The 24220-nt window shown below is 59.1% G+C and carries 28 protein-coding genes; 23 read left to right on the top strand and 5 right to left on the bottom strand.

The genetic code is table 11. The annotated features are described in order from the left end of the window. The first annotated feature begins 66 nt into the window (after nucleotides 1–66). Nucleotides 67–573: an IS200/IS605 family transposase gene (gene tnpA, locus B5G03_RS08415; RefSeq protein ID WP_087181272.1), complete on the top strand. Its 507-nt coding sequence runs from the start codon at nucleotides 67–69 to the stop codon at nucleotides 571–573. Nucleotides 574–733: 160 nt separating this feature from the next. Here the strand turns inward: tnpA and B5G03_RS08410 are convergent, their stop codons facing one another. Both B5G03_RS08410 and B5G03_RS08405 read right to left on the bottom strand, forming a co-directional pair. Continuing rightward, nucleotides 734–1003, bottom strand: a complete 270-nt coding sequence (locus tag B5G03_RS08410; protein ID WP_087181271.1) for a TIGR04076 family protein — start codon at nucleotides 1001–1003, stop codon at nucleotides 734–736. Continuing rightward, on the bottom strand, nucleotides 990–1526 hold the full coding sequence (locus B5G03_RS08405; RefSeq protein ID WP_087181270.1) for an HD domain-containing protein: 537 nt from the start codon (nucleotides 1524–1526) through the stop codon (nucleotides 990–992). The genes B5G03_RS08410 and B5G03_RS08405 overlap by 14 nt, the downstream gene beginning before the upstream one ends. 396 nt (nucleotides 1527–1922) lie before the next feature. On the opposite strand from B5G03_RS08405, the gene B5G03_RS08400 reads away from it, so the two are divergent. From B5G03_RS08400 to eutM (B5G03_RS08295), 22 genes are all read left to right on the top strand, one after another. Beyond that, nucleotides 1923–4223: a DUF4125 family protein gene (locus B5G03_RS08400; protein WP_162613371.1), complete on the top strand. Its 2301-nt coding sequence runs from the start codon at nucleotides 1923–1925 to the stop codon at nucleotides 4221–4223. Nucleotides 4224–4262: 39 nt separating this feature from the next. Further along, on the top strand, nucleotides 4263–5093 hold the full coding sequence (locus B5G03_RS08395; RefSeq protein ID WP_087181268.1) for a MerR family transcriptional regulator: 831 nt from the start codon (nucleotides 4263–4265) through the stop codon (nucleotides 5091–5093). 338 nt (nucleotides 5094–5431) lie between these two features. Beyond that, nucleotides 5432–5722, top strand: coding sequence for an ethanolamine utilization microcompartment protein EutM (eutM, locus tag B5G03_RS08390; RefSeq protein WP_058965109.1), 291 nt, complete (start codon nucleotides 5432–5434; stop codon nucleotides 5720–5722). Nucleotides 5723–5740: 18 nt separating this feature from the next. Next, a complete protein-coding gene (locus B5G03_RS08385) occupies nucleotides 5741–6748 on the top strand; it encodes a DMT family transporter (protein WP_087181267.1) in 1008 nt (335 codons plus the stop codon). 1 nt (nucleotide 6749) lies between these two features. Further along, nucleotides 6750–7034, top strand: a complete 285-nt coding sequence (locus B5G03_RS08380; protein WP_087181266.1) for a hypothetical protein — start codon at nucleotides 6750–6752, stop codon at nucleotides 7032–7034. 17 nt (nucleotides 7035–7051) lie between these two features. Beyond that, nucleotides 7052–7348, top strand: a complete 297-nt coding sequence (locus B5G03_RS08375; protein WP_087181265.1) for a BMC domain-containing protein — start codon at nucleotides 7052–7054, stop codon at nucleotides 7346–7348. 33 nt (nucleotides 7349–7381) lie between these two features. Continuing rightward, complete coding sequence (locus tag B5G03_RS08370) at nucleotides 7382–7693, top strand: BMC domain-containing protein (RefSeq protein WP_087181264.1); 312 nt, start codon at nucleotides 7382–7384, stop codon at nucleotides 7691–7693. Nucleotides 7694–7720: 27 nt separating this feature from the next. Beyond that, a complete protein-coding gene (locus B5G03_RS08365; RefSeq protein WP_087181263.1) occupies nucleotides 7721–9100 on the top strand; it encodes an aldehyde dehydrogenase family protein in 1380 nt (459 codons plus the stop codon). Between the two features lie 27 nt (nucleotides 9101–9127). Continuing rightward, nucleotides 9128–11683, top strand: coding sequence for a choline trimethylamine-lyase (gene cutC, locus B5G03_RS08360; RefSeq protein WP_087181262.1), 2556 nt, complete (start codon nucleotides 9128–9130; stop codon nucleotides 11681–11683). 84 nt (nucleotides 11684–11767) lie between these two features. Continuing rightward, a complete protein-coding gene (cutD, locus tag B5G03_RS08355; RefSeq protein WP_087181261.1) occupies nucleotides 11768–12697 on the top strand; it encodes a choline TMA-lyase-activating enzyme in 930 nt (309 codons plus the stop codon). A 12-nt stretch (nucleotides 12698–12709) separates the two neighbouring features. Beyond that, nucleotides 12710–13060, top strand: coding sequence for a BMC domain-containing protein (locus B5G03_RS08350; protein ID WP_058965101.1), 351 nt, complete (start codon nucleotides 12710–12712; stop codon nucleotides 13058–13060). Continuing rightward, nucleotides 13057–13530, top strand: a complete 474-nt coding sequence (locus B5G03_RS08345) for a EutP/PduV family microcompartment system protein (protein WP_087181260.1) — start codon at nucleotides 13057–13059, stop codon at nucleotides 13528–13530. The genes B5G03_RS08350 and B5G03_RS08345 overlap by 4 nt, the downstream gene beginning before the upstream one ends. A gap of 38 nt (nucleotides 13531–13568) precedes the next feature. Continuing rightward, on the top strand, nucleotides 13569–14711 hold the full coding sequence (locus tag B5G03_RS08340) for an iron-containing alcohol dehydrogenase (protein WP_087181259.1): 1143 nt from the start codon (nucleotides 13569–13571) through the stop codon (nucleotides 14709–14711). Then, nucleotides 14708–15343 (top strand): hypothetical protein, encoded by a 636-nt coding sequence (locus B5G03_RS08335; RefSeq protein ID WP_087181258.1) that lies wholly within the window; start codon nucleotides 14708–14710, stop codon nucleotides 15341–15343. Before B5G03_RS08340 ends, B5G03_RS08335 begins: the two co-directional genes overlap by 4 nt. Continuing rightward, nucleotides 15328–16170 (top strand): ethanolamine utilization protein EutJ, encoded by an 843-nt coding sequence (gene eutJ / locus B5G03_RS08330; RefSeq protein WP_087181257.1) that lies wholly within the window; start codon nucleotides 15328–15330, stop codon nucleotides 16168–16170. The genes B5G03_RS08335 and eutJ overlap by 16 nt, the downstream gene beginning before the upstream one ends. Before the next feature lie 5 nt (nucleotides 16171–16175). Next, nucleotides 16176–16481 (top strand): BMC domain-containing protein, encoded by a 306-nt coding sequence (locus B5G03_RS08325; protein WP_087181256.1) that lies wholly within the window; start codon nucleotides 16176–16178, stop codon nucleotides 16479–16481. After that, nucleotides 16475–16741, top strand: a complete 267-nt coding sequence (locus tag B5G03_RS08320; protein ID WP_058965095.1) for a EutN/CcmL family microcompartment protein — start codon at nucleotides 16475–16477, stop codon at nucleotides 16739–16741. Before B5G03_RS08325 ends, B5G03_RS08320 begins: the two co-directional genes overlap by 7 nt. A gap of 32 nt (nucleotides 16742–16773) precedes the next feature. Further along, nucleotides 16774–17406: a cupin domain-containing protein gene (locus B5G03_RS08315; RefSeq protein WP_058965094.1), complete on the top strand. Its 633-nt coding sequence runs from the start codon at nucleotides 16774–16776 to the stop codon at nucleotides 17404–17406. Nucleotides 17407–17418: 12 nt separating this feature from the next. After that, nucleotides 17419–18066, top strand: a complete 648-nt coding sequence (locus B5G03_RS18010) for a BMC domain-containing protein (RefSeq protein WP_087181255.1) — start codon at nucleotides 17419–17421, stop codon at nucleotides 18064–18066. A 36-nt stretch (nucleotides 18067–18102) separates the two neighbouring features. Next, nucleotides 18103–19731, top strand: coding sequence for an acetaldehyde dehydrogenase (acetylating) (locus B5G03_RS08305; protein ID WP_087181254.1), 1629 nt, complete (start codon nucleotides 18103–18105; stop codon nucleotides 19729–19731). A gap of 23 nt (nucleotides 19732–19754) precedes the next feature. After that, nucleotides 19755–20393: a phosphate propanoyltransferase gene (locus B5G03_RS08300; protein WP_087181253.1), complete on the top strand. Its 639-nt coding sequence runs from the start codon at nucleotides 19755–19757 to the stop codon at nucleotides 20391–20393. Nucleotides 20394–20442: 49 nt separating this feature from the next. Continuing rightward, nucleotides 20443–20727 carry an ethanolamine utilization microcompartment protein EutM gene (gene eutM / locus B5G03_RS08295; RefSeq protein WP_058965090.1) on the top strand — a complete coding sequence of 95 codons (285 nt, stop codon included), beginning with the start codon at nucleotides 20443–20445 and terminating at the stop codon, nucleotides 20725–20727. A 106-nt stretch (nucleotides 20728–20833) separates the two neighbouring features. On the opposite strand, the gene B5G03_RS08290 is transcribed toward eutM (B5G03_RS08295), so the two are convergent. The 3 genes from B5G03_RS08290 to ahpC all read right to left on the bottom strand — a co-directional run bounded on the left by B5G03_RS08290 (nucleotide 20834) and on the right by ahpC (nucleotide 23964). Continuing rightward, nucleotides 20834–21634, bottom strand: a complete 801-nt coding sequence (locus B5G03_RS08290; RefSeq protein ID WP_087181252.1) for a class I SAM-dependent methyltransferase — start codon at nucleotides 21632–21634, stop codon at nucleotides 20834–20836. Nucleotides 21635–21713: 79 nt separating this feature from the next. Continuing rightward, on the bottom strand, nucleotides 21714–23324 hold the full coding sequence (locus B5G03_RS08285) for an FAD-dependent oxidoreductase (RefSeq protein WP_242962360.1): 1611 nt from the start codon (nucleotides 23322–23324) through the stop codon (nucleotides 21714–21716). 76 nt (nucleotides 23325–23400) lie between these two features. Next, nucleotides 23401–23964 (bottom strand): alkyl hydroperoxide reductase subunit C, encoded by a 564-nt coding sequence (ahpC, locus tag B5G03_RS08280; RefSeq protein ID WP_087181250.1) that lies wholly within the window; start codon nucleotides 23962–23964, stop codon nucleotides 23401–23403. Nucleotides 23965–24220: the final 256 nt, after the last annotated feature.

Genomic DNA, 24220 nt, shown 5'->3' with positions numbered 1-24220 from the left:
ACCTCCTTTTGCTACAATAGAAGCGGGTAACGCCAACCGCACTAAAGCAAAAGGAGGTTCATCCATATGGACGAAAAAAGTTTATCACATACGAGTTGGAATTGCAAATATCACATAGTGCTGGTGCCAAAGTATCGCAGAAAGGTGATTTACGGGAAATTAAGAAAAGATATTGGAAAAATCCTGAGGATGCTTTGTGATTACAAGCATGTGGAAATCATTGAGGGACATGCAATGCCAGACCACATTCATATGCTCGTATCGATTCCGCCGAAATTGGCGGTGGCAGATTTTATGGGGTACTTGAAGGGCAAGAGTACGCTGATGATTTTTGAAAGGCATGCGAATCTAAAGTACAAATATGGAAGGAGAGTGTTTTGGGCAAAAGGGTACTATGTAAATACGGTTGGAGGAAATGAGGCAAAGATCCGCAAGTACATCCAAGAACAGGAAATGCAAGATCAGATGAGCGATCAGCTGAGTTTCAGAGAATACGAAGACCCGTTCAAAAATATAGCGGACCTTGATGATGATTCACCGGAGATCCCGACCGACAGCAGAAGGAAAAAGTAAAAAAGCAACGCCAAGTGCGGTTGGCGTTGCTCATTACGCACCTTTAGGTGCTGCTGGAATAATGGCCCTTATAGGGCCGTTCTGCAAACCCCACGTTTAACGTGGGGTTATGATTACAGGTGCAGCAGTGTGGAGGACTGACGAGCGCTTGTTGTTTGATTCAATTGGTTGGCTCCTCCACTTGAATGCGGAACACATTGATCACATCCACATCCGGGCAGCAGAACAGAATGGAGCCATCCGGCTGGGCGGGCAGAGTGCCGCCGTAACGAAGAATGTCAATGTAAGGAAAGGCCACATGCATGGCCATGGGGCACAGCTTGCCCCGTTCGGTGTCAAAATCAAAAGAGTCGCCGATCCGGTGGCCATGATGGCAGCCCCTGGTTCCTTTCTGATCCACCAGCGTCAGTGTGATTTTAGGCTTTTTCATGGTAATCCTCCTTGGAGTTTGAAACAGGATTCGGGTGCAGGCACAGCCCCAGCAGCTGTTTGCCGCAGGCTGTTTCAAAAAGGCTGCAGATCATTTTCTCCTGCTCCGCGTCCGGCCGGTTTTCATAGCAATTCACGATCAAATCTGCCTCGATTAGCAGCTGCAGCAGCTTGCTGCGTGGGCTGGTGTAATCGTGATGCCGCAGCACCAGCTCCAGCACAGGGGCGACACTTTCCGAACAATAGCCTGCCTGGTGCAAAAAGCTGCGTACCAGATGAGGTGCCTCCCGCTGCTGATTCTGCTGGCAGGCATCGCCGCTGAAATGCTCCTTGCAGTAGCGAATGGGGATGTCGTGCAAAATGGCAGCGGCCTGCAAAAGCTGGCGTTGTTCCTCATCAAGGCCTTCCGCTTCGCCCAGCAGCTTTGCCAGAGCGTATACCTTTAATATGTGTTGCGTTCGGCGCTCATGACCCTGCTCATAACACAGGGCGTGAAACAAAAGGGTGGATTCGTTGCCTTGCATAAAAGAAACACCTGCTTTCCCGAGAATTGATTGTATTCAGTATAGCAGAATCCAGCGGGAAAATTTGTTGCGATTCCCACAGATTCCTCGAAAAGAGTTGTATTTTGTAAAACTTTCCCCAAAAACACCAAGCCAAACCCACAAAAGAACCGCCATATTTTTGTGACTTCTCTCAAAAATATGCTCTGTCATGTGCAAACGCTTGCAAATACAGCGGTGATTTGCTATAAAGTGAATGGGCAATTCTGCGACGAGATACACCAAAAGACACAAAATATCGGAGGGGTCTTGCAAGTGTTTCAAATCACGGAATTTATGAAAAAATTGGATGAACTGTATCAGAAAAAGCAGTTCTCTGACATAGAATCCTATTTACGCAATGGGATTAATGACGCGTTGGGTCGGCACGATGAGGGCACGGCCCTGATTTTATTGAATGAATTAATGGGCTACTACCGTTCCGTCAGCCGTCATGCGGACTGTGCCAAAGCCGCCGAACAGGCGCTGGCACTGATCGCATCCATGGGGCTGGAGGGAACGGTAAACCATGGCACCACCCTGCTGAATGCGGCCACCGGTCTTCGGGCGGCAGGGGAAAACGAGCAGGCGGAGAAGGCATACCGGCAGGCACAGACCATTCTGGAAGCCCAGCTTCCGGCGGAGGATTACCGCCTGGCTACTCTTTATAATAATATGAGTTTGCTCTATGCGGCCACAGGCCGGCTGGAACAGGCGGCGGAGTACGCCCGGAAAGCCGTGGAGCGGATGGAACAAAATCCGGATGCACAGGTAGAGCTGGCAATTTCGCTTTCCAATCTGGGCGGAATGTACACCCGGCTGGGTCAGGCGGATCAGGCGCGGCGGTGTCTGGAACGGGCGGTACGCCTGTTTGAGCAGCTGCCCGGCGGGGACGATCCCCACTATCCGGCGGCACTTTGCGCGCTGGCGGAGCTGCACTTCCATCAGGGAGAGCCGGAAAAGGCGGCGGAGCTGTTTCGCCGTGCACTGAGCCTGATTGAGCGAACCTATGGCCGGAACGATGACTGGCAGACCACCCGGCGGAACCTGGCTGCGGCAGAGGACCTGATCGCCCGGCGAAAAGCGGTGAAAAACAAAACCGGAATGGAGCTGGCCCGGGAGTTTTACGAACAGGCGGGCAGGCCCATGCTGCGGCAGAAATACCCGGAATATGCCGACCGCATTGCGGCAGGGCTGGTGGGTGAAGGCTCGGAATGTATGGGCTTTGACGATGCCTTTTCGGTGGATCACGATTTTGGCCCGGGCTTCTGCCTGTGGCTGACCAGAGAGGATTATCAGGCCATCGGCAGCCGGTTGCAGGCGGATTATCAGGCGCTGGCGGCCCGGTGGCCGGGCGCTCCCGCCCGAAACGTCACCCCGGAGGGCACAAACCGGGTGGGCGTGATGGAGATCGACGAATTCTTCCGCCGGTTCACCGGGCATACCCATGCACCGAAATCGGATTCGTGGCAGGATATCATGACCTGGAACGCTATTCCCACCGAGCGGCTTGCATCAGTAATGAATGGCCAGGTGTTTGAAGACCCGCTGGGGGAGTTTACCCGGCGGCGGGCGGAATTTTTAAAATATCCTGAGCCGGTGCGGCTCTGTCGTCTGGGGCAGGCTCTGGGCCGAATGGCCCAGGCCGGGCAGTACAATTACTCCCGGGCGAAAAAACGGCAGGATACGGATATGATGTATGCCTGCCTGGCGGAGTTTGTGTGCGCCGCGCAGGAAACAGCCTATCTGCTGGACGAAGCATACATGCCGTTTTACAAGTGGCGCGCCCGCGGAATGGAGCGGCTGGAGCATGCGGACGGCCTGATTCCGCTGCTGCATTGGCTGATGGAGCGCCCCGCATCCGATGGGCAGGCAGAGGAGACCATCGAGGCGGTGTGTGCCTGTGTTGCCGCCGAGCTGAAGCGGCAGGGTCTTTTCGGTTCGGAAGATACATTTTTAGAACACCACAAACGAGAGGTATTACAGCGGATGCAGCAGCTGCTGCAAAGCGATAAAACAGCGAATGCCGAACCCCAGCAACCGGACAAAAAGGCTGCCCGAATCAAAGCCATTGTGGAGGAAGAATGGCGGCAGTTCCAGCAGGTGCAGAACGAAGGCGGACGGGCTTCCTGTCAGGATGACCGCAGCACCTTTGTGCTCATGCGCACCAGCCAGTTCACGCCCTGGAACGAGGAGGTGCTGGCCAGCTACCAGCAGGATCTGAACCAGGCAAGGGACCAGGGCTGGAACCTGCTCACCGAAAAATACGCCCGGATGATGGAGCACACCGTGCCGGAGCAGTATGCCCGGCTGGCGGACCGGCTGCCCAAACGCGGGGCAGAGCGCCTGCAGCTGCAGGCGCTGCTGGTGGCTATTATAATGCGCTGGACCCGTGAAGTAGAGCAGCGCTTTCCCCATCTGATGGGCCGGGGCCGGAATCTCTCCTCTGCGCAGGACGGCCCCTGGAACGTTTCCAGCGAGACTTATTTAAGGGGAGAACTGGGTACCTATTCCGATGAGACGCTGGGACTTTACGCCCAAATGGTGCTGGAACTTCTGGCGCAGGGGAAAAATCTGGTGGAACAGAATATGACCTGCATGGCCCGGGGCTACGGCTACCGGAGCCTGGAGGATGCCGAAAATGCCTGCGCCGCGCAGCGGCCCGCGGGTAAATCCTGAGCAGAACGCTCCCGTCCGAATGAGAAAGGAGACGGACATATGGCGAAAGAACAGTTGTACACCATCGGTGAAGTGAGCAAGCTTTGCAACGTTTCCGCAAAGGCCCTGCGTTTTTACGATAAAATCGGCATGATCGCGCCGGATAAAATCAGCGAAAGCGGCTACCGGTATTATAGTCTGGACACGATTCTGTCCATCCCCATTGTAAAATACTACAAACAGATGGGCTTCCGGCTGGAAGAGATGCAAGGGCTTGTGAACGGCGATAACTACTATGTTGTGGAAGGCAGCTTCCACAACAAGATCAACGAGCTGTGGGAACAGGAGCATGCCATCCACAACAGCTACATCGCGGTGAAGGAATGGTATGAGCTGATTCAGGAGGCCAAGGCGGTTCGCCTGAACAAGGCCCAGGAGGTGGGCATGCGCTATGTGGCGGCCGAGGACATGTGCTGCCTGGAGCAGGACTTTGGGTACCATTACATGGATTCCATCATCAACATTCCCTGGGTGAATTATCTGGACTCGGTGAAAAACGAGATTTCCGGCCCGGTGATTCTGGAGTTTGACTCCTGGAAGGACAAGATGGAGGGCCATGCCACCCAGGCACGAATCATGCAAAAACCCATCCACCGCTGCGCTTGCGGCACCAACGAGACGCGGTTCGGCGGCTTTATGGCGGCTACACTGTATCATGTAGGGCCGCTGGAGCGCATTGAGGAAAGCTATGCAAAGCTGGTGGAATGGGCCAAAGCCAAAGGCGTCAGACTGGGGCAGCGGGTTTTTGAGCGGTATGTGGTGGACTACTGGACCACCCGCAACCGGGAGGAATTCGTTACCGAGCTGATCATTCCTCTGGATGAGGGCTGATCCCAGGAGCATGTAACGGGCGAAAGAAAAGTATAACCTTTCCCTAAGGGGGAAAACCGAGCGGACCGAAAAACGGTCCGCTTTTTTTGTTGAAAAAAGCCAATTCCGCAGGATGCACGAAAGAGCCATGCGGCTTTGTGATAAATTGCACAAAGCTCTCTGACAAAGTGCCCAAAAATGAGTGGTTAAATATTTACTTAATTCCCCCTTGACCTTCCACCAATGGGCAAGCGGTATACTGAGTCCACAGAAAGGCAGCGGTCGGTTCCAAAAAACTATGCAGATTGCCCCGCGAACGGCCGCCGCTAAATTCCACGAAAGCAAAAGGAGATCCAAACATGAAGTACGACGCATTGGGCATGATCGAGACCAAAGGTCTCATCGCATCGATTGAAGCAGCCGACGCCATGGTAAAGGCGGCTAATGTTACCCTGATCGGCAAGGAGCGCGTAGGCGGCGGCCTGATCACCGTTCTGGTACGCGGCGATGTGGGCGCGGTAAAAGCCGCCACCGACGCGGGCGCCGCAGCTGCCCAGCGGGTAGGCGAGCTGGTATCCGTGCATGTGATTCCCCGCCCCCACGGTGAGGTCGAGACCATTCTGCCCACCTCGGGAAAGGCCAGCGAATGATCAAAGGAGAGAACCACTATGAACCATAGCGCCAACACGGCAAGAGCATCTCTGGCAGATGCGAAAATGAAACAGGTGAACAAAAAATTCCGGATCACCGGCCTGACCACCGGCGCCCTGTCCGGCCTGACCTACGGCATCTACACCACTCTGGTGCTGGTTGCCGGCTACTACGAGCCTCTGGTCAGCGCGGTGGGCATCCTGGCAGCACCTTATGTCTGCTCCGGTCTGAACGACCTCTTCGCCGGAATCTGGCTCACCATCTACAACGCCAAGAAGGGTCGTCTGGCTGAGATCGGCCGCACCATCAACACCTTCCCCGGCAAGATGATGGTTCTGGGCGCGCTGCTGGGCGGTCCCATTGCCAACGGTGCCTATCTGGTGGGTCTGGCGCTGGCCGGTGCCTACGCCATTCCCATCTCCGCCACCTGCGGCCTGTTCGGTGCCCTGTTCGCCTGGATCTTCCTCAAGCAGCGGCCCACCAAGCGGGTGGTCGCCGGTATGATCATCTGCGTGAGCGGCGCGATCATCATCAACTGGGTCAAGCCGGAAGGCAGCCCCAACTTCACTCTGGGCATCATCTGCGCGCTGATCGCGGCCATCTGCTGGGGCCTGGAAGGCATGCTCTCCAGCTACGGCGGCGCCATGATCGACACCGACGTTGCCACCAACATCCGCGAGCTGTTCTCCGGTCTGGTTGATCTGATCATCATTGTGCCTCTGGTTGGCGGCCTGGGTCTGCTGGGCGGCACCCTGAGCGCCGGCATGCCGGTTCTGTGGCTGGCCATCGCTGGCCTGAGCGCGGGCGCTTCCTTCCTGCTGTGGTACAAATCCAACGCCACCGTGGGCTGCGCCATCGGCATGAGCCTGAATGTGACTTATGCGTTCTGGGGCGTTCTGTTCTGCATCCTGTTCCTGAACCAGCCCGTCACTCTGACCATTGTTGTGGGTTCCATTGTGATCATCTTCGGTGCGATCCTGGTGACCATGAACCCGCTGGACTTTTTCAAGAAAGGGGAGGCGTAACATGCTGTTGCCTGCACGAATGGCGGTGCTCAACTACCTGAGCAGCGTGGAAAACGCGGACGTGAACGAGATCATGGAGGCCATGCGCCCCCTTTACGGCAAGGAGCGCCAGTTCACCAAGGATGCTTATCTGGACCATGTGATGTCGCTGGAAGCGAACGGGCTGTGCAGCCTGATCCGCTATGAGCTGGACGACAAGGACGAGCTTTCGCTCCGGTTCGCCATCAATGATGATGGCCGTTCCGCGGTGGAAAAATATGTTCCCGCAAAATACCGCAACAAGTAAAACAGGAGGAACCCTGCATGAGATATTACGGTGAAGAAGCATTGGGCCTGGTGGAGACCCTGGGCCTGGTTCCCGCACTGGAAGCTGCCGACAAGATGCTGAAGGCGGCGGATGTGGAGCTGATTTCTTACGAGAACGTGGGCTCCACCCTGGTGACCATCATGGTCAAGGGCGATGTGGCCGCGGTTCGTTCCGCGGTGGAGGCCGGTGCCGAGGCGGCTGCCGCCATCGGCAAGCTGACTGCCAAGAACGTAATGCCTCGGCCCATCAAAGCAGTGGGCGCGATCGTGTCGGTTCACGACATCGACGCCTGACCGACCATCAACGATTGCACGAGAGGAACAACTATGGAAAGATACGAAGCCATTGGATTGATCGAGACCTTCGGCCTGGTCTTTGCTCTGGAAGCAGCGGACGCCATGTGCAAGGCTGCGGATGTGGACCTGATCGGCTATGAGAATGTGGCCTCCGGCTACATCTCCGTGGTGGTACAGGGTGATGTGGGCGCCTGCCGCACGGCGGTGGATACCGGCGTAAAGGCGGTAAAGGCCATGGACGCCGACGTTTACAGCTCGGTGGTTATTCCCCGGCCCCACCCGGATCTGGGTAAGATCGTGGCCCGCTACAGTTTGCCCGATGACCTGCTGCCGCAGGAATAAGCCGAAAAAGTATAGAGGAGCAGTGAAATGAGATCCATCGACAAAGATCTGAAAGCGGTCCAGGAAGCCCGCGTCCTGATGGAGGAGGCGGCACAGGCGAAAAAAACACTGGCTCTTTTTGAACAACACCAGCTGGACCGGATCACAGAACAGATGCTGCGGGGCATCCGGCCCCGCCTGGAAGCCCTTGTAAGGCAGTCGGTGCAGGAGACGGGCCGCGGCTGTGAAGCCGACGAGCTGCGTTTGTGCCGGATGCTGGCAGAGGGAATGGAGAACAACCTTGCCGGTATGAAGTGCGTGGGCGTTCTGGAGCAGGACGAGGAAAACGGCCTGTTGGAGATCGGCGTGCCCATGGGTGTGATCGCGGCGGCGGTGCCGTCCATCAGCCCGGTGGCCGCGGTGCTTTGCGCGGCGGTGGCGGCGGTCAAGGCAGGGAATGCGGTGGTATTCGCCCCGCATCCCGCAGCGGCCGGTGTCACGGCCCAGACCGCAGCCGTTCTGGCCCAGAGCGCGGAGGAGGCTGGCCTGCCCAAAGGGGCGCTGGCCTATGCGGAAACTGCCGCCCGGGAGGGCGCGCTGGCCATGTTCCGCCATCCCCATGCGGCACTGATCCTGAACATGGGGCGGTGCAGCCTGCTGGAGGAGGCCGCAGCCACCGGCAAACCGGTGCTGTACGGCGGCATTGTCCCCGGCCCCGCCTTCATCGAGAAGACCGCCGATCTGGAAAAGGCGGCGGCGGACATCGTGGCCAGCCGAAGCTTCAACAACGGCATGGGCCCGGGCGGAGAACAGTATGTGGTGGCGGACCGGCAGATCGCCGAAGCGGCCACAGCCCAGCTGAAACGCCAGGGCGCCTACTTCATGACCGCGGAGGAGCAGAAGCAGCTCACGAATCTGCTGGGGCTGCATCCTCATTGCGCTGCCGGAGCCGACAAAGCCTACATCGGCAAATCGGCCTGCTGGCTGGCTGCAAAGGCGGGCTTTACGGTGCCGGAGGGCACCCGGGTGCTGGTTTCACAGCAGGCCTACATCACCGATTACAACCCCTACGCCAGCGGGCTGCTCTGCCCGGTGATGGCCTTCTACATTGAAGAGGACTGGACCCACGCCTGCGAAAAGTGCATCGAGCTTCTGGTGAATGGCAGCAAGGGCAACACCCTCACCATTCACTCCCGCGACCCGGAGGTGATCCGGCAGTTCGCACTGAAAAAGCCGGTGGGCCGGGTGCTCATCAACACCCCGGCCGTGATGGGCGCAGCGGGCGTTACCACCCGGCTGTTCCCCACGGTGATCCTGGGCAGCGTGAGCGCGGGCCAGGGCATTACGGCGGATAACATTTCCCCCATGAATCTGATTTATCGCAGAAAGGCAGCGTTCGGAATGCGCGGCTTTTCCTCGAACCAGTAACTCCACAAGAAAGAGAGGACACTGATTTTGGATATTCGAGAATTTTCCACGAAGCTTGCAGAAGCTGCAAAGAATATGACGCCGGAGGAAAAGGCGTCGCTGATGAAGATGTTTGAGTCCGTTTCCCAGGAAATCACCCGGGAAGAGGCTCCCGCCGAGAGCTGTGGCTGCGCGGCGGAATACCCCGCTGAGGGCACCGGCATTCCCGACGGCATGACCCGCCGCCTGAAGCTGCTGAAAGAGAACTACCTGAAGCAGAAGCCCTCCATCACCACCTACCGGGCCCGCGCCATCACCAAGATCACGGCCGAGAACCCCGGCATGCCCAAGATCGAGCTGCGCGCCAAGTGCTTCCGCTACTGCTGCGAGACCGCTCCTCTGGTCATTCAGGACAACGAGCTGATCGTTGGCGCTCCCTGCGGCGCACCCCGCGCCGGTGCCTTCTCCCCGGATATTGCCTGGCGCTGGATGGTGGATGAGATCGATACCATCGGCACCCGCCCCCAGGACCCCTTCTACATTTCCGAAGAGGACAAGCGCATCATGCGCGAAGAGCTGTTCCCCTTCTGGAAGGGCAAATCCGTGGACGAGTACTGTGAAGACCAGTACCGTGAGGCTGGTGTGTGGGAGATGTCTGGCGAGTCCTTCGTGTCCGACTGCTCCTACCACGCCCTGAACGGCGGCGGCGACTCCAACCCCGGCTACGACGTGATCCTGATGAAAAAGGGTATGCTGGACATCCAGAACGAGGCCAAGGAGCACCTGAGCCAGCTGCACTACGAGAATCCCGAGGACATCGAGAAGATCTACTTCTATAAGTCCATCATCGACACCACCGAGGGCGTCATGATCTACGCCCGCAGAATGTCTGAGTACGCCCGCGAGCTGGCCGAGAAGGAGACCGATCCCAAGCGCAAGGCAGAGCTGTACAAGATTTCTGAGGTGAACGCCCGCGTTCCCGCCCACAAGCCGGAGACCTTCTGGGAAGCCATCCAGGCCGTGTGGACCATCGAGTCCCTGCTGGTGGTGGAGGAGAACCAGACCGGTATGTCCATCGGCCGCGTGGACCAGTACATGTACCCCTTCTACAAGGCGGACATCGAGTCCGGCCGTATGAACGAGTTCGAGGCCTTCGAGCTGGCCGGCTGCATGCTCATCAAGATGTCCGAGATGATGTGGATCACCAGCGAGGGCGGCTCCAAGTTCTTCGCCGGTTACCAGCCCTTTGTGAACATGTGCGTGGGCGGTGTGACCCGTGAGGGCCGCGACGCCACCAACGACCTGACCTACCTGCTGATGGACGCCGTTCGCCATGTGAAGATCTATCAGCCTTCTCTGGCCTGCCGCATCCACAACAAGTCCCCCCGCAAGTACCTGAAAAAGATCGTGGACGTGGTCCGCTCCGGCATGGGCTTCCCCGCCTGCCACTTCGACGACACCCACATCAAGATGATGCTGGCCAAGGGCGTTTCCATCGAGGATGCCCGTGACTACTGCCTGATGGGCTGTGTGGAGCCCCAGAAGGCCGGCCGCCTGTACCAGTGGACCTCCACTGCCTACACCCAGTGGCCCATCTGCATCGAGCTGGTGCTCAACCACGGCGTGCCCCTGTGGTACGGCAAGCAGGTCTGCCCCGATATGGGCGATCTGAGCCGCTTCAAGACCTACGAGGAGTTCGAGGCCGCCGTCAAGGAAGAGATCAAGTACATCACCAAGTGGACCAGCGTGGCCACCGTCATTTCTCAGCGCGTACACCGCGAGCTGGCTCCCAAGCCCCTCATGTCCATCATGTACGAGGGCTGCATGGAGAAGGGCAAGGACGTATCCTCCGGCGGCGCCATGTACAATTTCGGCCCCGGTGTGGTATGGTCCGGTCTGGCCACCTACGCCGACTCCATGGCCGCCATCAAGAAGCTGGTCTTTGACGAGAAGAAGTACACGCTGGAGCAACTGAACGAGGCTCTGAAGGCGGACTTCCAGGGCTACGAGCAGATCCGCACCGACTGCCTGAACGCTCCCAAGTACGGCAACGACGACGACTACGCCGACGACATTGCCGCCGATCTGGTGAACTTCACCGAGCACGAGCACAGAAAGTACAAGACCCTGTACTCCATCCTGAGCCACGGCACCCTGTCCATCTCCAACAACACTCCCTTCGGTCAGATGACCGGCGCGTCCGCCAACGGCCGTCACGCCTGGATGCCTCTGTCCGACGGCATCAGCCCCAGCCAGGGCGCGGACTTCAAGGGCCCCACCGCCATCATCAAGTCGGTGTCCAAGATGTCCAACGACAGTATGAACATCGGTATGGTTCACAACTTCAAGATCATGGCCGGTCTGCTGGATACCCCGGAAGGCGAGGAGAGCCTGATCACCCTGCTGCGTACCGCCTGCATGTTCGGCAACGGCGAGATGCAGTTCAACTACCTGGACAACGAGACTCTGATCGAGGCCCAGAAGCATCCCGAACAGTACCGCGACCTGATCGTTCGCGTGGCCGGCTACAGCGCCTTCTTCGTGGAGCTGTGCAAGGACGTGCAGGACGAGATCATCAGCCGCACCATGCTGAACCATTTCTAATTCATTTAAAACAGGGCCGGGGCCCGGCGGGCCCCGGCTACTACAACGGATCAAACCGGACCGTGGTTAGGAGAACGAAGCCAAATGGAACGAAAAGCTCTGATCTTCAATGTGCAGAAATACAATATGTACGATGGCCCCGGCATCCGGACGATCGTCTTTTTCAAGGGCTGCCCGCTGCGCTGCAAGTGGTGTGCGAACCCCGAGGGCCTGGAGCGCAAGGTGCAGGTCATGTTCAAGAAAAAATCCTGCGTGGACTGCGGTCTCTGCGTACAGGCCTGCCCGGTGGGCATCCACACCATCTCGAAAGAGACGGGCAAGCACGAGGTCCGGCGGGACATCGACTGCACCGGCTGCCGCAAGTGCATCCAGGTCTGCCCCCAGGCGGCGCTGGAGATCACCGGCCAGGTGAAGACGGTTTCCGAGCTGCTGGAGATCGTGCAGGAGGACGCAGCGTTTTACAGCATGTCCGGCGGCGGCGTGACGCTGGGCGGCGGCGAATGCACCGCCCAGACCGAGGCCGCCCGGGATCTGCTGATGGAATGCAAGACCGAGGGCATCAACACCGCCATCGAGACCTGCGGTCACATCAAAACCGACAAGCTTCTGCAGATTGCCGAATATGTAGACCTGTTCCTGTTTGACATCAAGCACATGGATCCCAAACGGCACAACGAGCTCACCGGTATCGGCAACGAGCAGATTCTGCAGAACCTGAAGGAGCTGCTCAAGCGCCGCTACAACGTGAAGGTTCGCATGCCCATGCTGAAGGGCATCAACGACAGCAAGGAAGAGATCGATCAGGTGATCCAGTTCCTGCTGCTCTTCCGGGACGACCCCAACTTCAAGGGTGTGGACCTGCTGCCCTACCACAAAATGGGCGTGGGTAAATACGCCCAGCTGGACAAGCCCTATCCCATCGAGGGCGACCCCAGCCTGAGCAAGGAGGATCTGGACCGAATCGAGGGCTGGATGAAGGAATGGAACTTCCCGGTCACTGTGGTCCGGCACTGAGGAGGCGAAACCATGAACGAAACGCCCATCCCGGCCAGCCGGGTGATTGAAGAATCGGTTCCCGGCAAGCAGGTGACCATCGCCCATGTGATCGCATCCCCTGTGCCGGAAATCTACGAATGCCTGGGCATTGAGGGCAAGGGAGCCATCGGCATCCTGACCCTGTCGCCCTTCGAGACCGCCATGATCGCCGCCGACATCGCCGCGAAAGCGTCGGATGTGGAGATCGGTTTTCTGGACCGGTTCACCGGTTCGGTGGTGATCACCGGCGACGTGGAAAGCGTGGACACGGCGCTGGCCGCTGTGACCGACACGCTGGAGCGTGTGCTGGGCTTTGCCGCAGCGAAGGTGACCCGGACGTGAGAAGAAAACGGATCATGCTCATCGGGCCGCAGAAAAGCGGCAAGACCACACTGGCTGCCCTGCTGGAAGGCAGGGAGATGGCAATACGCCGGGTGCCCAACATGGTGTATCGGGAGAAAACGCTGGATACACCGGGCGCTTATCTGGAAAGCCCCTGGATGCACAAGCACCTCATCGCCGCCGCGCAGGATGCCTGCTGTGTGGTGATGGCGGCGGATGCAGCCGGAAAAAAGCGGGCCTACCCGCCCGCCTTTGCAAAGGCCTTCCGGGTGCCGGTGATCGGCGTGGTGACCCGCTGTGATCTGCCCGATGCAAACCCGGAAAGCGCACGGCGGCAGCTGCTGGAAGCGGGCGTTCCGGAGCCGGTGCTGCTCCTGAGCATCCGCGAGGCGGAAAGCGTGCAGGCGTTTTTAAGAACCCTCGCGCCGCACATGCCGCCAAGCTATGAAACCCAACGCCCCGAAGAATGAACCGGGGCAAACACAACAAGGAAAGGAGGGGAAAGAGGATGGCACATTTTCTCATGAGTACCCGCATCCACATGGGCCAGTCCTCGCTGGAGGAGATCAAGGGCCTTGGCATGAAGCGGGCCTACATCATCTGCGACCCCTTTATGAAAAAATGCGGCCGGGCAGAGGAGCTTGCCTCGATTCTGCACGAAGCGGGCGCCGAGACCGAGATCTTCTCGGATGTGGTGCCGGACCCGTCCATTGAGGTGGTCACCGCCGCCATTCAGGGCATGAAGAAGTTCGGGCCCGACGGCATCGTGGCACTGGGCGGCGGTTCGGCCATCGACACCGCCAAGGCTGCCGGTCAGCTGTACGGAGCCATGAACGGAGGCGCGCGGCCTATGCTAGCCGCAGTGCCCACCACCAGCGGCACCGGCAGCGAGGTGACCTCCTTCGCGGTCATCTCGGACACCCAGGCCCAGGTGAAATACGCGCTGCGGGATCAGGCCATGGTGCCGGACGCAGCCTTCCTGGACCCGGCGCTCACCGCATCGGTGCCCCCGGCCATCACCGCCGATACCGGCATGGACGTGCTTACCCACGCGCTGGAAGCCTATGTGTCCACCAAAGCGGATGACTTCACCGACGCCTGCGCCGAAAAGGCGATCCGGCTGGTGTGGCAGTATCTGGAACGGGCCGTGGCCGACGGATCGGACACGGAAGCCCGGGAACACATGCACAACGCCTCCTGCCTGGCAGGCATCGCCTTCAGCAACGCATCGCTGGGCATCTGCCACAGCATGGCCCACGCGCTGGGCGCGGCGTTCCACATTCCCCACGGCAGAAGCAACGCATTGCTGCTGCCCCATGTGGTCGCCTACAACGCAGCACTGGATTACAAAGACGAAAGCCGGGCGCTGCTGCGGTACGCCCAGATCGCCCAGATGCTGGGCATCGGCGGAGCAACCCCCAAAGCGGCGGTGCACAACCTGATCCGGCAGATCCGGAACCTGATGAAGCGCATCAATGAGCCCTTCTACGTGACCGATTGCCGGGTGGAAAAGGAAGCGTTTCTGGAGCAGGTGCCGGTCATGGCCCAGAAGGCCATGCAGGACGGCTGCACCGAGACCAATCCCCGGGTATCGGAACCCTGTGAACTGGAAGGCCTTTACAGGGAACTCTGTAAAGGGGGCCCGGTATGAAATTCATCACCGAGCAAGACCTGCGCAGCCGCTACCGTGCGGACCCCTTTACCAGCTACACACCGGAACCGGGCACCCGCCTTACCCCCGGAGCCCGGCAGTTTCTGACCGACCGGGGCATCCGGCTGGAGGTGGACGGCCCCAAAAAGCCGGCCGCTCCCACCATGGAACAGCCCACCGCCCAAAGCGCGGAAAACAGCGATGCGCCCAAAGCGGACTGGCAGCTGGACCTGAAAGAATTACAGGCGGAATTTTTGCAGGCCGGCCTGGACCTGATGGACCGGGACGTGCTTGCAGCGGGTCAGGTCTTTGATCTGGAACGCAGGCTGGCCCGGCTGGCCGGGGAAGAACCGGTCGAGCAGGCCGAGTGGCTGGCCCTCTGTCCCCGGTGCACCGGCATCGGCCCGGAAAACTGCGGCCAGTGGATGGAGGACTGCTTTGAGGTCACCGGCTTCCACGCCCAGACCCCCGGCGGCAAAACGCTGGTCAGGCTGCATCTGCTTCGCTGCGGCCTGCGCCGCCTGGAAGCCCACTTGCCGGAGGAAAAGAAGCTACCGGCCCATTGTATTATCAACCGATTGTCTCAGATGATCTGCCGTTCATTTGGAGGAACCGTATGCCAGAAGAAGTAACATTTGCAGAATGCGACCGCCTGGTCAAAGAATTTGAACAGGTGATCAAAAAGCCGGTGAAAACGCCCTCTTCCGTTTACTATACCGGCGTGGATCTGGGAACCGCCTGCGTGGTGCTGGCGGTTCTGGATGAAAACCGCCGGCCGGTGGCAGGCGCATACCGGTATGCAGATGTTGTTCGGGACGGCATGGTGGTGGACTACATCGGAGCCATCCGGCTGGTGCGGGAGATGAAGGAAGAGCTGGAGGAAAAGCTGGGCACCGAGCTCATCTACGCCGCAGCCGCCATCCCTCCCGGTACCGACAGTCTGGACGGAGGCGCCATTAAGAACGTGGTGCAGGGCGCAGGCTTTGAAATCACCGCCCTGCTGGACGAGCCCACCGCCGCAAACCAGGTGCTGAAGATCAAAAACGGCGCCGTGGTGGACATCGGCGGCGGTACCACCGGCATCTCCATCCTGAAGGATGGCAAGGTCATCCGGGTGGACGACGAGGCCACCGGCGGCACCCACTTTTCGCTGGTGCTGGCGGGTGCTTACAAGATGGAATTCGGCGATGCGGAAAAATACAAGCGCCAGCCGGAGCACCACAGCGAGATCCTGCCGGTACTGAAGCCGGTGATCGAGAAGGTGGCAGCCATCATCAGCCGTCAGGCGGAAGGCTACGACGTTCAGGGCCTGTATCTGGTGGGCGGCACCTGCTGCCTCACCGGCATCGAGTCCATCATCGAAAAGAAAACCGGCATTCCCACCTACAAGCCCCGCAACCCCATGTTCGTCACCCCGCTGGGAATCGCCATGAGCTGCACCGATCAGGAAATGGAGTGAGCACCATGGAGTGTCGAATCATCAAATCCCCCAGCCCGGGCACGCTGGAGATTCTCTCCCGCCGCAAGGGCTCGGGGCAGGGGAGCAAGCTGGAGCAGGTGGATGCCATCGGCCTGGTACAGGGGCGGCTGATCGAGATGGTCTGCGCCGCCGACGTGGCCGAAAAGGCGGTGGGCGTGACCGTGGAGGACATCCGCGGCAGCTGCCCGCAGAATATGATCTTACTTGCAATCTTCGGCGACACCGCTTCGGTGGAAGCGGCGCTGGAGGAAATCAAACGAAGAGAAAAGGAGGGGCAGATGGAATGGTAACCGCAAGACTCACCGGAAACATCTGGGCCACCCGCAAGGCGGACGGCCTGAACGGCTACAAGCTCCTCCTTGCTCAGGTAATCGGCGGTACACGGGCCGGGGAGCGGATGGTGGTCATTGACACCATTGGTGCCGGAATTGGCGACCGGGTGATCGTGGCCACCGGTTCCTCCGCCCGGCGGATGCTGGGCGACGACGAGATCCCCGCCGACGCGGCGGTGGTCGGAATTATCGACGAGGACTGCGACTTTGAGGAATGACCGAAAGCGCGGTCAAGAGAGGACGTGAAACTATGAAGCAGCTGATTTGCGCGGCGGATGTGGAAGCGCTGAAGCAGGCGGGCAAGACCGTTTGCGTGGTAACGCCGGGGGCCATCGTGACCCCCTCGGCCCGGGATGCCGCCGAGGCACTGGGCGTCACATTCGCAGACAAGGAACCGGAATGCGCCCCGGCTCCGGCCTGCTGCGGCCCCGAGCTTGACAGCGAGAAAATCTATCAGGTGCTGAAGGTGCTCATGGAAAAGGGCATGCTGGAAGGCCTTTTGAACACAAAGCCCTTCCAGGAGCAGCGCCATTCCAACGGCCTGAAGGTCGTTCGCGGCAACACCGTGAAGATGGATGTGTTTGACACCGGCAACCCCAATGCCACTGCTTATTTCCAGGAGCTGGTGAATAAGGACGAGTCCCACATCAGCGCGGGCTTTCTGGTGATCGAGAACTCCAGCTTTGACTGGGAGCTCACCTACGAGGAGATCGACTATGTGATCGAGGGCACCCTCACGGTGACCATCGACGGCACCACCTACACCGCCCATGCAGGCGACGTGCTGTTCGTTCCCTCCGGCTCCAAGGTAACCTGGGGCTCGCCGGACAAGGCCCGGGTGTTCTACGCCACCTACCCGGCAAACTGGGCCGACCTTCTGTAAGGAGGGGTGCGCATGCAGGCACTGGGAATGATCGAAACCAGAGGGCTGCTGGCCTCCATTGAAGCGGCGGACGCCATGCTCAAGGCGGCGGATGTGACCTTTCTGGATCGTACCAAGGTGGGCGGCGGACTGGTGACCATCTCGGTCACCGGCGACGTGGCGGCGGTCAAGGCCGCCGTGGACGCGGGCGCTGCCGCCGCCGAACGGCTGGGCGATGGGCTTCTGGTCACACAACATGTGATCGCCCGCCCCCAGCAGGACGTGGAGCTGCTCTTCCGTCCGCCGGAGGAAAAAGCGGCGAAACCAAAAGAGATTCCGGAAGAGCCGTCTGATGAGGGTTACGAAGAACCCCAGCCGCAGGAGCCTGAGCCGGCGCAGGAGCCGGAACAGGAACCGGAGCAGCCCGAACAGCCCGAGCAAAAACAGGCGGTGGGTCAGATCAGCCGGGAATGGTGCGACGCACTGTTCCGGGAGGAGGGAGCCGCCCGCCTGATGGAGCTGCTGGGCAGTTGCTCGGTGGTAAAGCTCCGCTATCTGGCGAGGAGCTATCCGGAATTTGAAATTGCGGGCAGAGCGATCTCCAAGGCAAACCGCTCCCGCCTGCTCAAGGAATTTGAACGCTGGTATGACCGGCAGGCCGCGGAACAAACGGCGCAATAAAACGACTGGGCAAAGAACCAGGGAAAGGATAAAACAATGGAACAGTTTGATCTGGATCTGCGCTCCATCCAGGAGGCCAGAGATCTGGCCCGCAAGGGTGCCGCCGCCGCAAAGCAGATGGCCGGCTACACCAGCGAGCAGATCGACCGGATTCTGAAGAGCATGGTGGAGGCCGCGCGTGAGCACGCCGCCTGCCTGGGTAAGATGGCAGTGGAGGAGACCGGCTTCGGCAAAGCGCTGGACAAGGCCTATAAAAACCACGCCGCCTCGGTGCTGCTGTACGAGGACATCAAGGACATGAAGACCGTGGGCATCATCTCCGAGGACCCGGAAAAGAAGATTCTGGAGGTAGCGGCTCCGGCCGGCCTGATCATGGGCATCGTGCCTTCCACCAACCCCACCTCCACCGTGATCTACAAGTCCATGATCGCCATCAAGGCGGGCAACGCCATCGTGTTCTCGCCCCATCCCTCGGCCGCAAAATGCACCTTAAAGGCTGCTGAGGTCATGCGGGAAGCCGCCATCAAGGCAGGCGCTCCGGAAGGCGTCATCGGCTGTGTGTCCATGCCCACCATGGCAGCCACCAATGAGCTGATGCACTGCAAGGAGGTGGCGCTCATCATCGCCACCGGCGGCCCCGGCATGGTAAAGGCCGCTTACAGCGCAGGCAAGCCCGCCATCGGCGTGGGCGCGGGCAACTCTCCCGCCTACATCGAACGCTCGGCGGATGTGAAGGCCGCTGTGGATGCCATCATGGCCAGCAAGACCTTCGACAACGGCACCATTTGTGCCTCCGAGCAGTCCATCATCTGCGAGACCTGCAACCGTCAGCAGGTGGTGGATGAGCTGAAGCGCCAGGGTGCATACTTCATGACCCGTGAGGAGACCGAAAAGGTTTGCCGTCTGCTGTTCAAGAACGGCCACGCCATGAACGCCAAGTTCGTGGGCCGCAGCCCGGACGTGATCGCACAGGCCGCGGGCATCTCCATTCCCATGGGCACCCGGGTGCTGATCGGTGAGCAGGACGGCGTGGGCGAGGGCTGCCCCCTCTCTTACGAGAAGCTGACCACCGTTCTGGCCTTCTACACCGTGGAGGATTGGAAGCAGGCCTGCGAGCTGAGCATGCAGCTGCTGCAGAACGGCATCGGCCATACCATGAGCCTGCACACCCAGAACGAGGACATCGTCCGCAAATTCGCGGTGAAGCCCGCTTCCCGCATCCTGGTGAACACCGGCGGCAGCATGGGCGGCACCGGCATCAGCACCGGCCTGAACGTGGCCTTCACTCTGGGCTGCGGCACCTGCGGCGGCAGCTCGGTATCCGAGAACGTGAGCCCCCTGAACCTGATCAACGTGAAGAAGGTGGCCTACGGTCTGAAGAACTGCGCCACCCTGCTGCAGGACGACAAGTCCTTCTGCCACCCCGATCTGGGCCGCACCGCAGCTCCCGCTGCGGAATGCTGCAGCCAGCGCCCGCTGGACTTCAGCCCCGCGGACATCGTGGCATCCTTCGAGCGGCGGCAGGGCTGCCCCAGCTGCGGCGCAGCGGTGCAGGAATCCAGCATCGACACCCCGGAGCAGCTGAAAAATGCTTCTCAGGGCTTCACCGATGACGCTCATCTGGCGGAGCTGGTCCGGAACCTGATCGCTTCCATGAACCACTGATCCGAGAAAGGAGCGGCGAACCAATGAGTCAATGCGATGAACTGCTGGCGCTGCTGATGGAAGCAGTGAAGCAGCAGGCGGCTCCCGGCGGAGAGGAGAAGCAGATTCCGGTGGGTGTTTCCAACCGGCACGTGCACCTTTCCCAAAGCGACCTGGACCGGCTGTTCGGCCCCGGTCACACGCTGGAGAAGATGAAGGATCTTTCCCAGCCCGGCCAGTATGCCTGCAAGGAGACGGTCACCGTCTGCGGTCCCAAGGGCGTGATCGAAAAGGTACGCATCCTTGGCCCGGTACGCAGTCAGACCCAGGTGGAAATCCTGGCGGCCGACTGCTTCAAGCTGGGCGTGAAGGCACCCATCCGCCTGTCCGGTGATCTGGACGGCACCCCGGGCGTCACGCTGGTGGGCCCGAAGGGCTCGGTGCAGACCGAAAAGGGCGTGATGATCGCCCAGCGCCACATCCACATGCACCCGAAGGACGCCGAGAAGTTCGGCGTGCACGACTGCCAGTGGGTGGATCTGCAGGTGGACGGCCTGCGGGGCGGCGTGCTGAAAAACACTGTGATTCGTGTGACCGGCGAATCCGCGCTGGAATGTCATGTGGATACCGAAGAGGCGAATGCCTTGGGCCTTGGCTCCGCGTCGTCTGTTCGGATCGTATAAACAACATTTGCTGAATCAAACATTATAAAATTTTCAGGAGGAAATTATTATGAAGTACGATGCTCTGGGTATGATCGAGACTAAGGGTCTGGTAGGTTCCATCGAAGCGGCTGACGCCATGGTAAAGGCTGCCAACGTCACCCTGATCGGCAAGGAATTCATCGGCGGCGGTCTGGTCACCGTGATGGTTCGCGGCGACGTGGGCGCTGTGAAGGCTGCCACCGACGCCGGTGCTGCCGCTGCTCAGCGCGTGGGCGAGCTGGTCTCCGTCCATGTAATCCCCCGTCCCCACGCCGAGGTGGAGACCATCCTGCCTTCCGTGAAGGAAAACTAAATTTATCTTCCCCCATTTCTCTTCTCACAGCACTGAATCCATAGAGCAGAACGGCCCCCGAAGGATTTTCCTTCGGGGGCTGTTCTGTATGAAATTGAGGAAAGCTTTAGAACTGTAGGTGTATCATTTTTACCATGGAGAATCGGTCAGAAAGCTTCATGTTGAGCCGTGTGGATAATTTCAGCCCGGTTCTGGGGATATGGCAATAGAAGGGTTCTTCTGTAAGGACCTGAAGTCGATAACCGGTTTTGATGGCCAACTCCTGGGCGGTATCCACCGCAAAAAACATCTGCACATTGGAGTGGCTGACCTGTTTCATGTATTTTTTCTGCATCATCAAAAGCCCGGTGCTGCTTACGGCATCGAAAACAAGATCAATATTTCCGTAAGCAGCCAGCATACGAAACAGACGCAGAATTTGAGTTTCTTCAAAGTAATGGAATAATCCGCCTGCGGTTACAAGCAAAGGTGTGTGCGGCAGCTCTGTGCGGATCCGATGAATCCATGTTTCAGAAAAAGCATCTCCGGCGATAAGGTGCTCCCGTTCCGGCTCTCCAAGCAGTTCTTTTCGGAAGTCAATCACATGGGGCAGATCCAACGCATACCAGAGGGTCCGCCCGTTGTCGCAGCGGAAATAGGCTGTTTCCAGTCCGCAGCCCAGTTGAACGATTGCACCGTCCGGTTTGCGTGTTAAAAAGTTTCGGACAAAACGGTCCATGTTGGCTGCTCGGCAGGCGGAGGCAAGCAGTGCATATTGGCTCTGATGGGGTTGTTCTGTGAGGGGAAGCTGCAGCTTCAGGCTCAGCGCACTCTTATCGTACAGGATATGCGGGTATCGTTCACTGGCGTATATTCTGCCCAACAGAGGAATAAATAGCGTGTCTTCTATGATTCCGAATTTTGACATGGCGGCTCCTCTTATCTGTTCAAATGACGGATTCTAAGCAGCTTGCGCCGCACGGATATCCGTGCGGCGCAAGCTGCTTTCAGGAGTTCAGCAGTTCCAGAAGCTGCGGAAGGTTCTTTTTACCAAAGAGAATTTGTTCGCCGTCGTTGACTACCAGGCAGGGAACGCTCATTACCTGGTATTTCTCTCGCAGATCGGGGAAATGGTTCAGGTCATATACCTGTGCCGTCACCTGAGGATGAGCTGCGGCCAGACGCTGAGAAGCGGTCACCAGCTCCGGGCACATGGTGCAGGATAGGGAGACCAGCACCTGAAGCTTCACAGGCTTTTGCAGCGCCTGAATGGCCGATTCGGTCTGTGGGTCCAGGCTCTGGCCGGGCCCGGCAGCATTGTACAGGCCCAGAACGAAGGAGGTGAACTCATGCCCGCCGGGTACGCCGTGGAAAGCAAGCCCGGTCCAGCTGCCGTCCTCGCGGCAGATCTGCACACAGGGCAGGTGTTCCGCTCCGGACGGAGCGACAATCTCCACTGTCAGCTTGTCGGTGTGGGCGGCCAACTCTTCCATATACCCGCGCAGCTCCCGGGATACGGCGGTCTGATCCAGGTAGAGGCGAAGAATCAGGGAAGAGGACATCCGCTCAAAAAGGGTGCGAAGCTGAGCAGCCATCTCCTCGCTGATAAGCTCACCGCCGCCGGAAACGGGTTCCGGGTCTGCGCCGCGTGCTGCCGGCTGCGTGGGATGAATCCCGGTTTTGGCCTGCATGGCGGCGCAGAGCAGCTCCAGCTGAGTGGCAGCCAGAGCGCCGTCTCCCACGGCAGTGACCACCTGGCGCAGCGGCTTGACGCACACATCTCCGGCGGCATACAGCCCGTCCGCCGAGGTTTTCTGGCTGCGATCCGTGAGGATGTAGCCCTGCTCGTCCAGTTTTGCCACACCCCGGGCGAGATCGGTGGAGGGGGAGTAACCAGCAAAGACGAATACGCCGAAGGTTTCTCCCTCCGCCGCCCGGTGCTCGGTTTCCTGTCCGGTTTTCGTGTTACGGATCCGGATGCGGCGGGGAGCGGTATCGCCGGAAAGCTCCACCACCACGGTGTTGGTCAGGATGCTGATTTTTTCGTGATTCCGGGCAGCATCCGCCACAGCCTGCGCACAGGTGAAGTCCTCCTCCCGGATCAGGATGGTCACATGGCGGGCATATTTGGTGAGAAATACGCTTTCCTCCGCAGCAGCAAAACCACCGCCCACCACAAAAACATCCTTGCCGGTAAAGAATTCACCGTCGCAGGTGGCGCAGTATGCCACACCCCGGCCCCGGAACTGTTCCTCTCCGGGAAAGCCGATCATGCGGGGATGCGCGCCGGTGGCCAGCAGTACGCCGAAGCACTGCAAGGGGCCCCGGCTGGTCTGCACGGTTTTGATCTCACCGGTCATGTCCAGCGCCGTAACCTCTGCCAGCAGAAATTCTGCGCCGAAATGCTCCGCCTGTTTGCGCATGGTTTCGGTAAGCTGGGTGCCGCTGGTGCGCTCCACGCCGGGATAGTTGACCACCTCGGAGGTGATGGTGATCTGCCCGCCGAAATGGTCCTTTTCCACCACAACCACCCGGTAACGGGCCCGTGCCAGATAAAGAGCGGCAGTAAGCCCGGCCGGGCCACCGCCGATAACGATTACATCGTAGAAATTGTTCATACTGAAACCCATTTGCCCATGGCCCGAAAAGGACCATGGGTCTTTGTCAGGAGTGTGATTGGCAACCGTTTTCTCGTTACAGCTGGCCCACCAGATCCAGGCTGGGCTTCAGAGTCTCTGCGCCGGGCTTCCACTTGGCGGGACATACCTCGTCACCGTGCTTTGCCACGAACTGACAGGCCTGAACCTTGCGCAGCAGCTCGTCAGCGTTGCGGCCCACGTTGCCGGCATTTACCTCATAGGCCACGATCTTGCCTTCCGGGTTTACGATGAAGCTGCCCCGTTCAGCCAGACCGTCAGCTTCGATGTACACCTCAAAATCCTTGGCCAGACAGTGAGTGGGGTCTGCCAGCATGGGGTACCGGATCTTCTGGATGCGCTCGGATGCATCGTGCCAGGCCTTGTGGACAAAGTGGGTGTCGCAGGAAACCGCATAGATCTCGCAATCCACCGCCTGGAACTTCTCGTAAAGATTCGCCAGATCCTCCAGTTCGGTGGGGCAGACGAAGGTAAAGTCAGCGGGATAGAAGAAGAAAACGCTCCACTTGCCCAGAACGTCCGCCTTGCTCACAGCGCGGAAGGCGTTGTCCTGGTAACACTGGACGGTAAAATCGGCAATTTCTTTCTGAATCAGGGACATAGAAGTGTACCTCCATTTCGATGTGATTTTGATGTTGGTCTGCAAATGCGAACCTTTACTGAAATTATACGCAAATGCAGTAGAACCGTCCAGTTGTGATTGGAAACAGTTTCTTTCTTTTCTTGCACACCCGAAAAAAACGGGTGCGGCGAATTTTACGATAAATTAACGAAAGCATGGCGGAAGCTCGGTACAAAACCCGTTAGCATAGGAAAAGGGTGTGGATGAATCCAAAATCCTAATTCTAGCTTGAATG

The organism is Gemmiger sp. An50 (assembly GCF_002161595.1).
Lineage (GTDB): Bacteria > Bacillota > Clostridia > Oscillospirales > Ruminococcaceae > Allofournierella.
Note: the sequence above shows the minus strand (reverse complement) of the source record. Positions and strands in the feature narration are given on the sequence as shown.

Coding starts and splice junctions, on each gene's coding strand:
- eutJ (WP_087181257.1), top strand. CDS start 15,328: ATGCCAGAAGAAGTAACATTTGCAGAATGCGACCGCCTGGTCAAAGAA.
- B5G03_RS08375 (WP_087181265.1), top strand. CDS start 7,052: ATGAGATATTACGGTGAAGAAGCATTGGGCCTGGTGGAGACCCTGGGC.
- B5G03_RS08325 (WP_087181256.1), top strand. CDS start 16,176: ATGGAGTGTCGAATCATCAAATCCCCCAGCCCGGGCACGCTGGAGATT.
- B5G03_RS08315 (WP_058965094.1), top strand. CDS start 16,774: ATGAAGCAGCTGATTTGCGCGGCGGATGTGGAAGCGCTGAAGCAGGCG.
- B5G03_RS08395 (WP_087181268.1), top strand. CDS start 4,263: ATGGCGAAAGAACAGTTGTACACCATCGGTGAAGTGAGCAAGCTTTGC.
- tnpA (WP_087181272.1), top strand. CDS start 67: ATGGACGAAAAAAGTTTATCACATACGAGTTGGAATTGCAAATATCAC.
- eutM (WP_058965109.1), top strand. CDS start 5,432: ATGAAGTACGACGCATTGGGCATGATCGAGACCAAAGGTCTCATCGCA.
- ahpC (WP_087181250.1), bottom strand. CDS start 23,964: ATGTCCCTGATTCAGAAAGAAATTGCCGATTTTACCGTCCAGTGTTAC.
- B5G03_RS08365 (WP_087181263.1), top strand. CDS start 7,721: ATGAGATCCATCGACAAAGATCTGAAAGCGGTCCAGGAAGCCCGCGTC.
- B5G03_RS08290 (WP_087181252.1), bottom strand. CDS start 21,634: ATGTCAAAATTCGGAATCATAGAAGACACGCTATTTATTCCTCTGTTG.
- B5G03_RS08320 (WP_058965095.1), top strand. CDS start 16,475: ATGGTAACCGCAAGACTCACCGGAAACATCTGGGCCACCCGCAAGGCG.
- B5G03_RS08385 (WP_087181267.1), top strand. CDS start 5,741: ATGAACCATAGCGCCAACACGGCAAGAGCATCTCTGGCAGATGCGAAA.
- B5G03_RS08305 (WP_087181254.1), top strand. CDS start 18,103: ATGGAACAGTTTGATCTGGATCTGCGCTCCATCCAGGAGGCCAGAGAT.
- B5G03_RS08340 (WP_087181259.1), top strand. CDS start 13,569: ATGGCACATTTTCTCATGAGTACCCGCATCCACATGGGCCAGTCCTCG.
- B5G03_RS08410 (WP_087181271.1), bottom strand. CDS start 1,003: ATGAAAAAGCCTAAAATCACACTGACGCTGGTGGATCAGAAAGGAACC.
- B5G03_RS08335 (WP_087181258.1), top strand. CDS start 14,708: ATGAAATTCATCACCGAGCAAGACCTGCGCAGCCGCTACCGTGCGGAC.
- B5G03_RS08350 (WP_058965101.1), top strand. CDS start 12,710: ATGAACGAAACGCCCATCCCGGCCAGCCGGGTGATTGAAGAATCGGTT.
- B5G03_RS08285 (WP_242962360.1), bottom strand. CDS start 23,324: ATGAACAATTTCTACGATGTAATCGTTATCGGCGGTGGCCCGGCCGGG.
- B5G03_RS08370 (WP_087181264.1), top strand. CDS start 7,382: ATGGAAAGATACGAAGCCATTGGATTGATCGAGACCTTCGGCCTGGTC.
- B5G03_RS08405 (WP_087181270.1), bottom strand. CDS start 1,526: ATGCAAGGCAACGAATCCACCCTTTTGTTTCACGCCCTGTGTTATGAG.
- eutM (WP_058965090.1), top strand. CDS start 20,443: ATGAAGTACGATGCTCTGGGTATGATCGAGACTAAGGGTCTGGTAGGT.
- B5G03_RS08300 (WP_087181253.1), top strand. CDS start 19,755: ATGAGTCAATGCGATGAACTGCTGGCGCTGCTGATGGAAGCAGTGAAG.
- B5G03_RS08380 (WP_087181266.1), top strand. CDS start 6,750: ATGCTGTTGCCTGCACGAATGGCGGTGCTCAACTACCTGAGCAGCGTG.
- B5G03_RS18010 (WP_087181255.1), top strand. CDS start 17,419: ATGCAGGCACTGGGAATGATCGAAACCAGAGGGCTGCTGGCCTCCATT.
- cutD (WP_087181261.1), top strand. CDS start 11,768: ATGGAACGAAAAGCTCTGATCTTCAATGTGCAGAAATACAATATGTAC.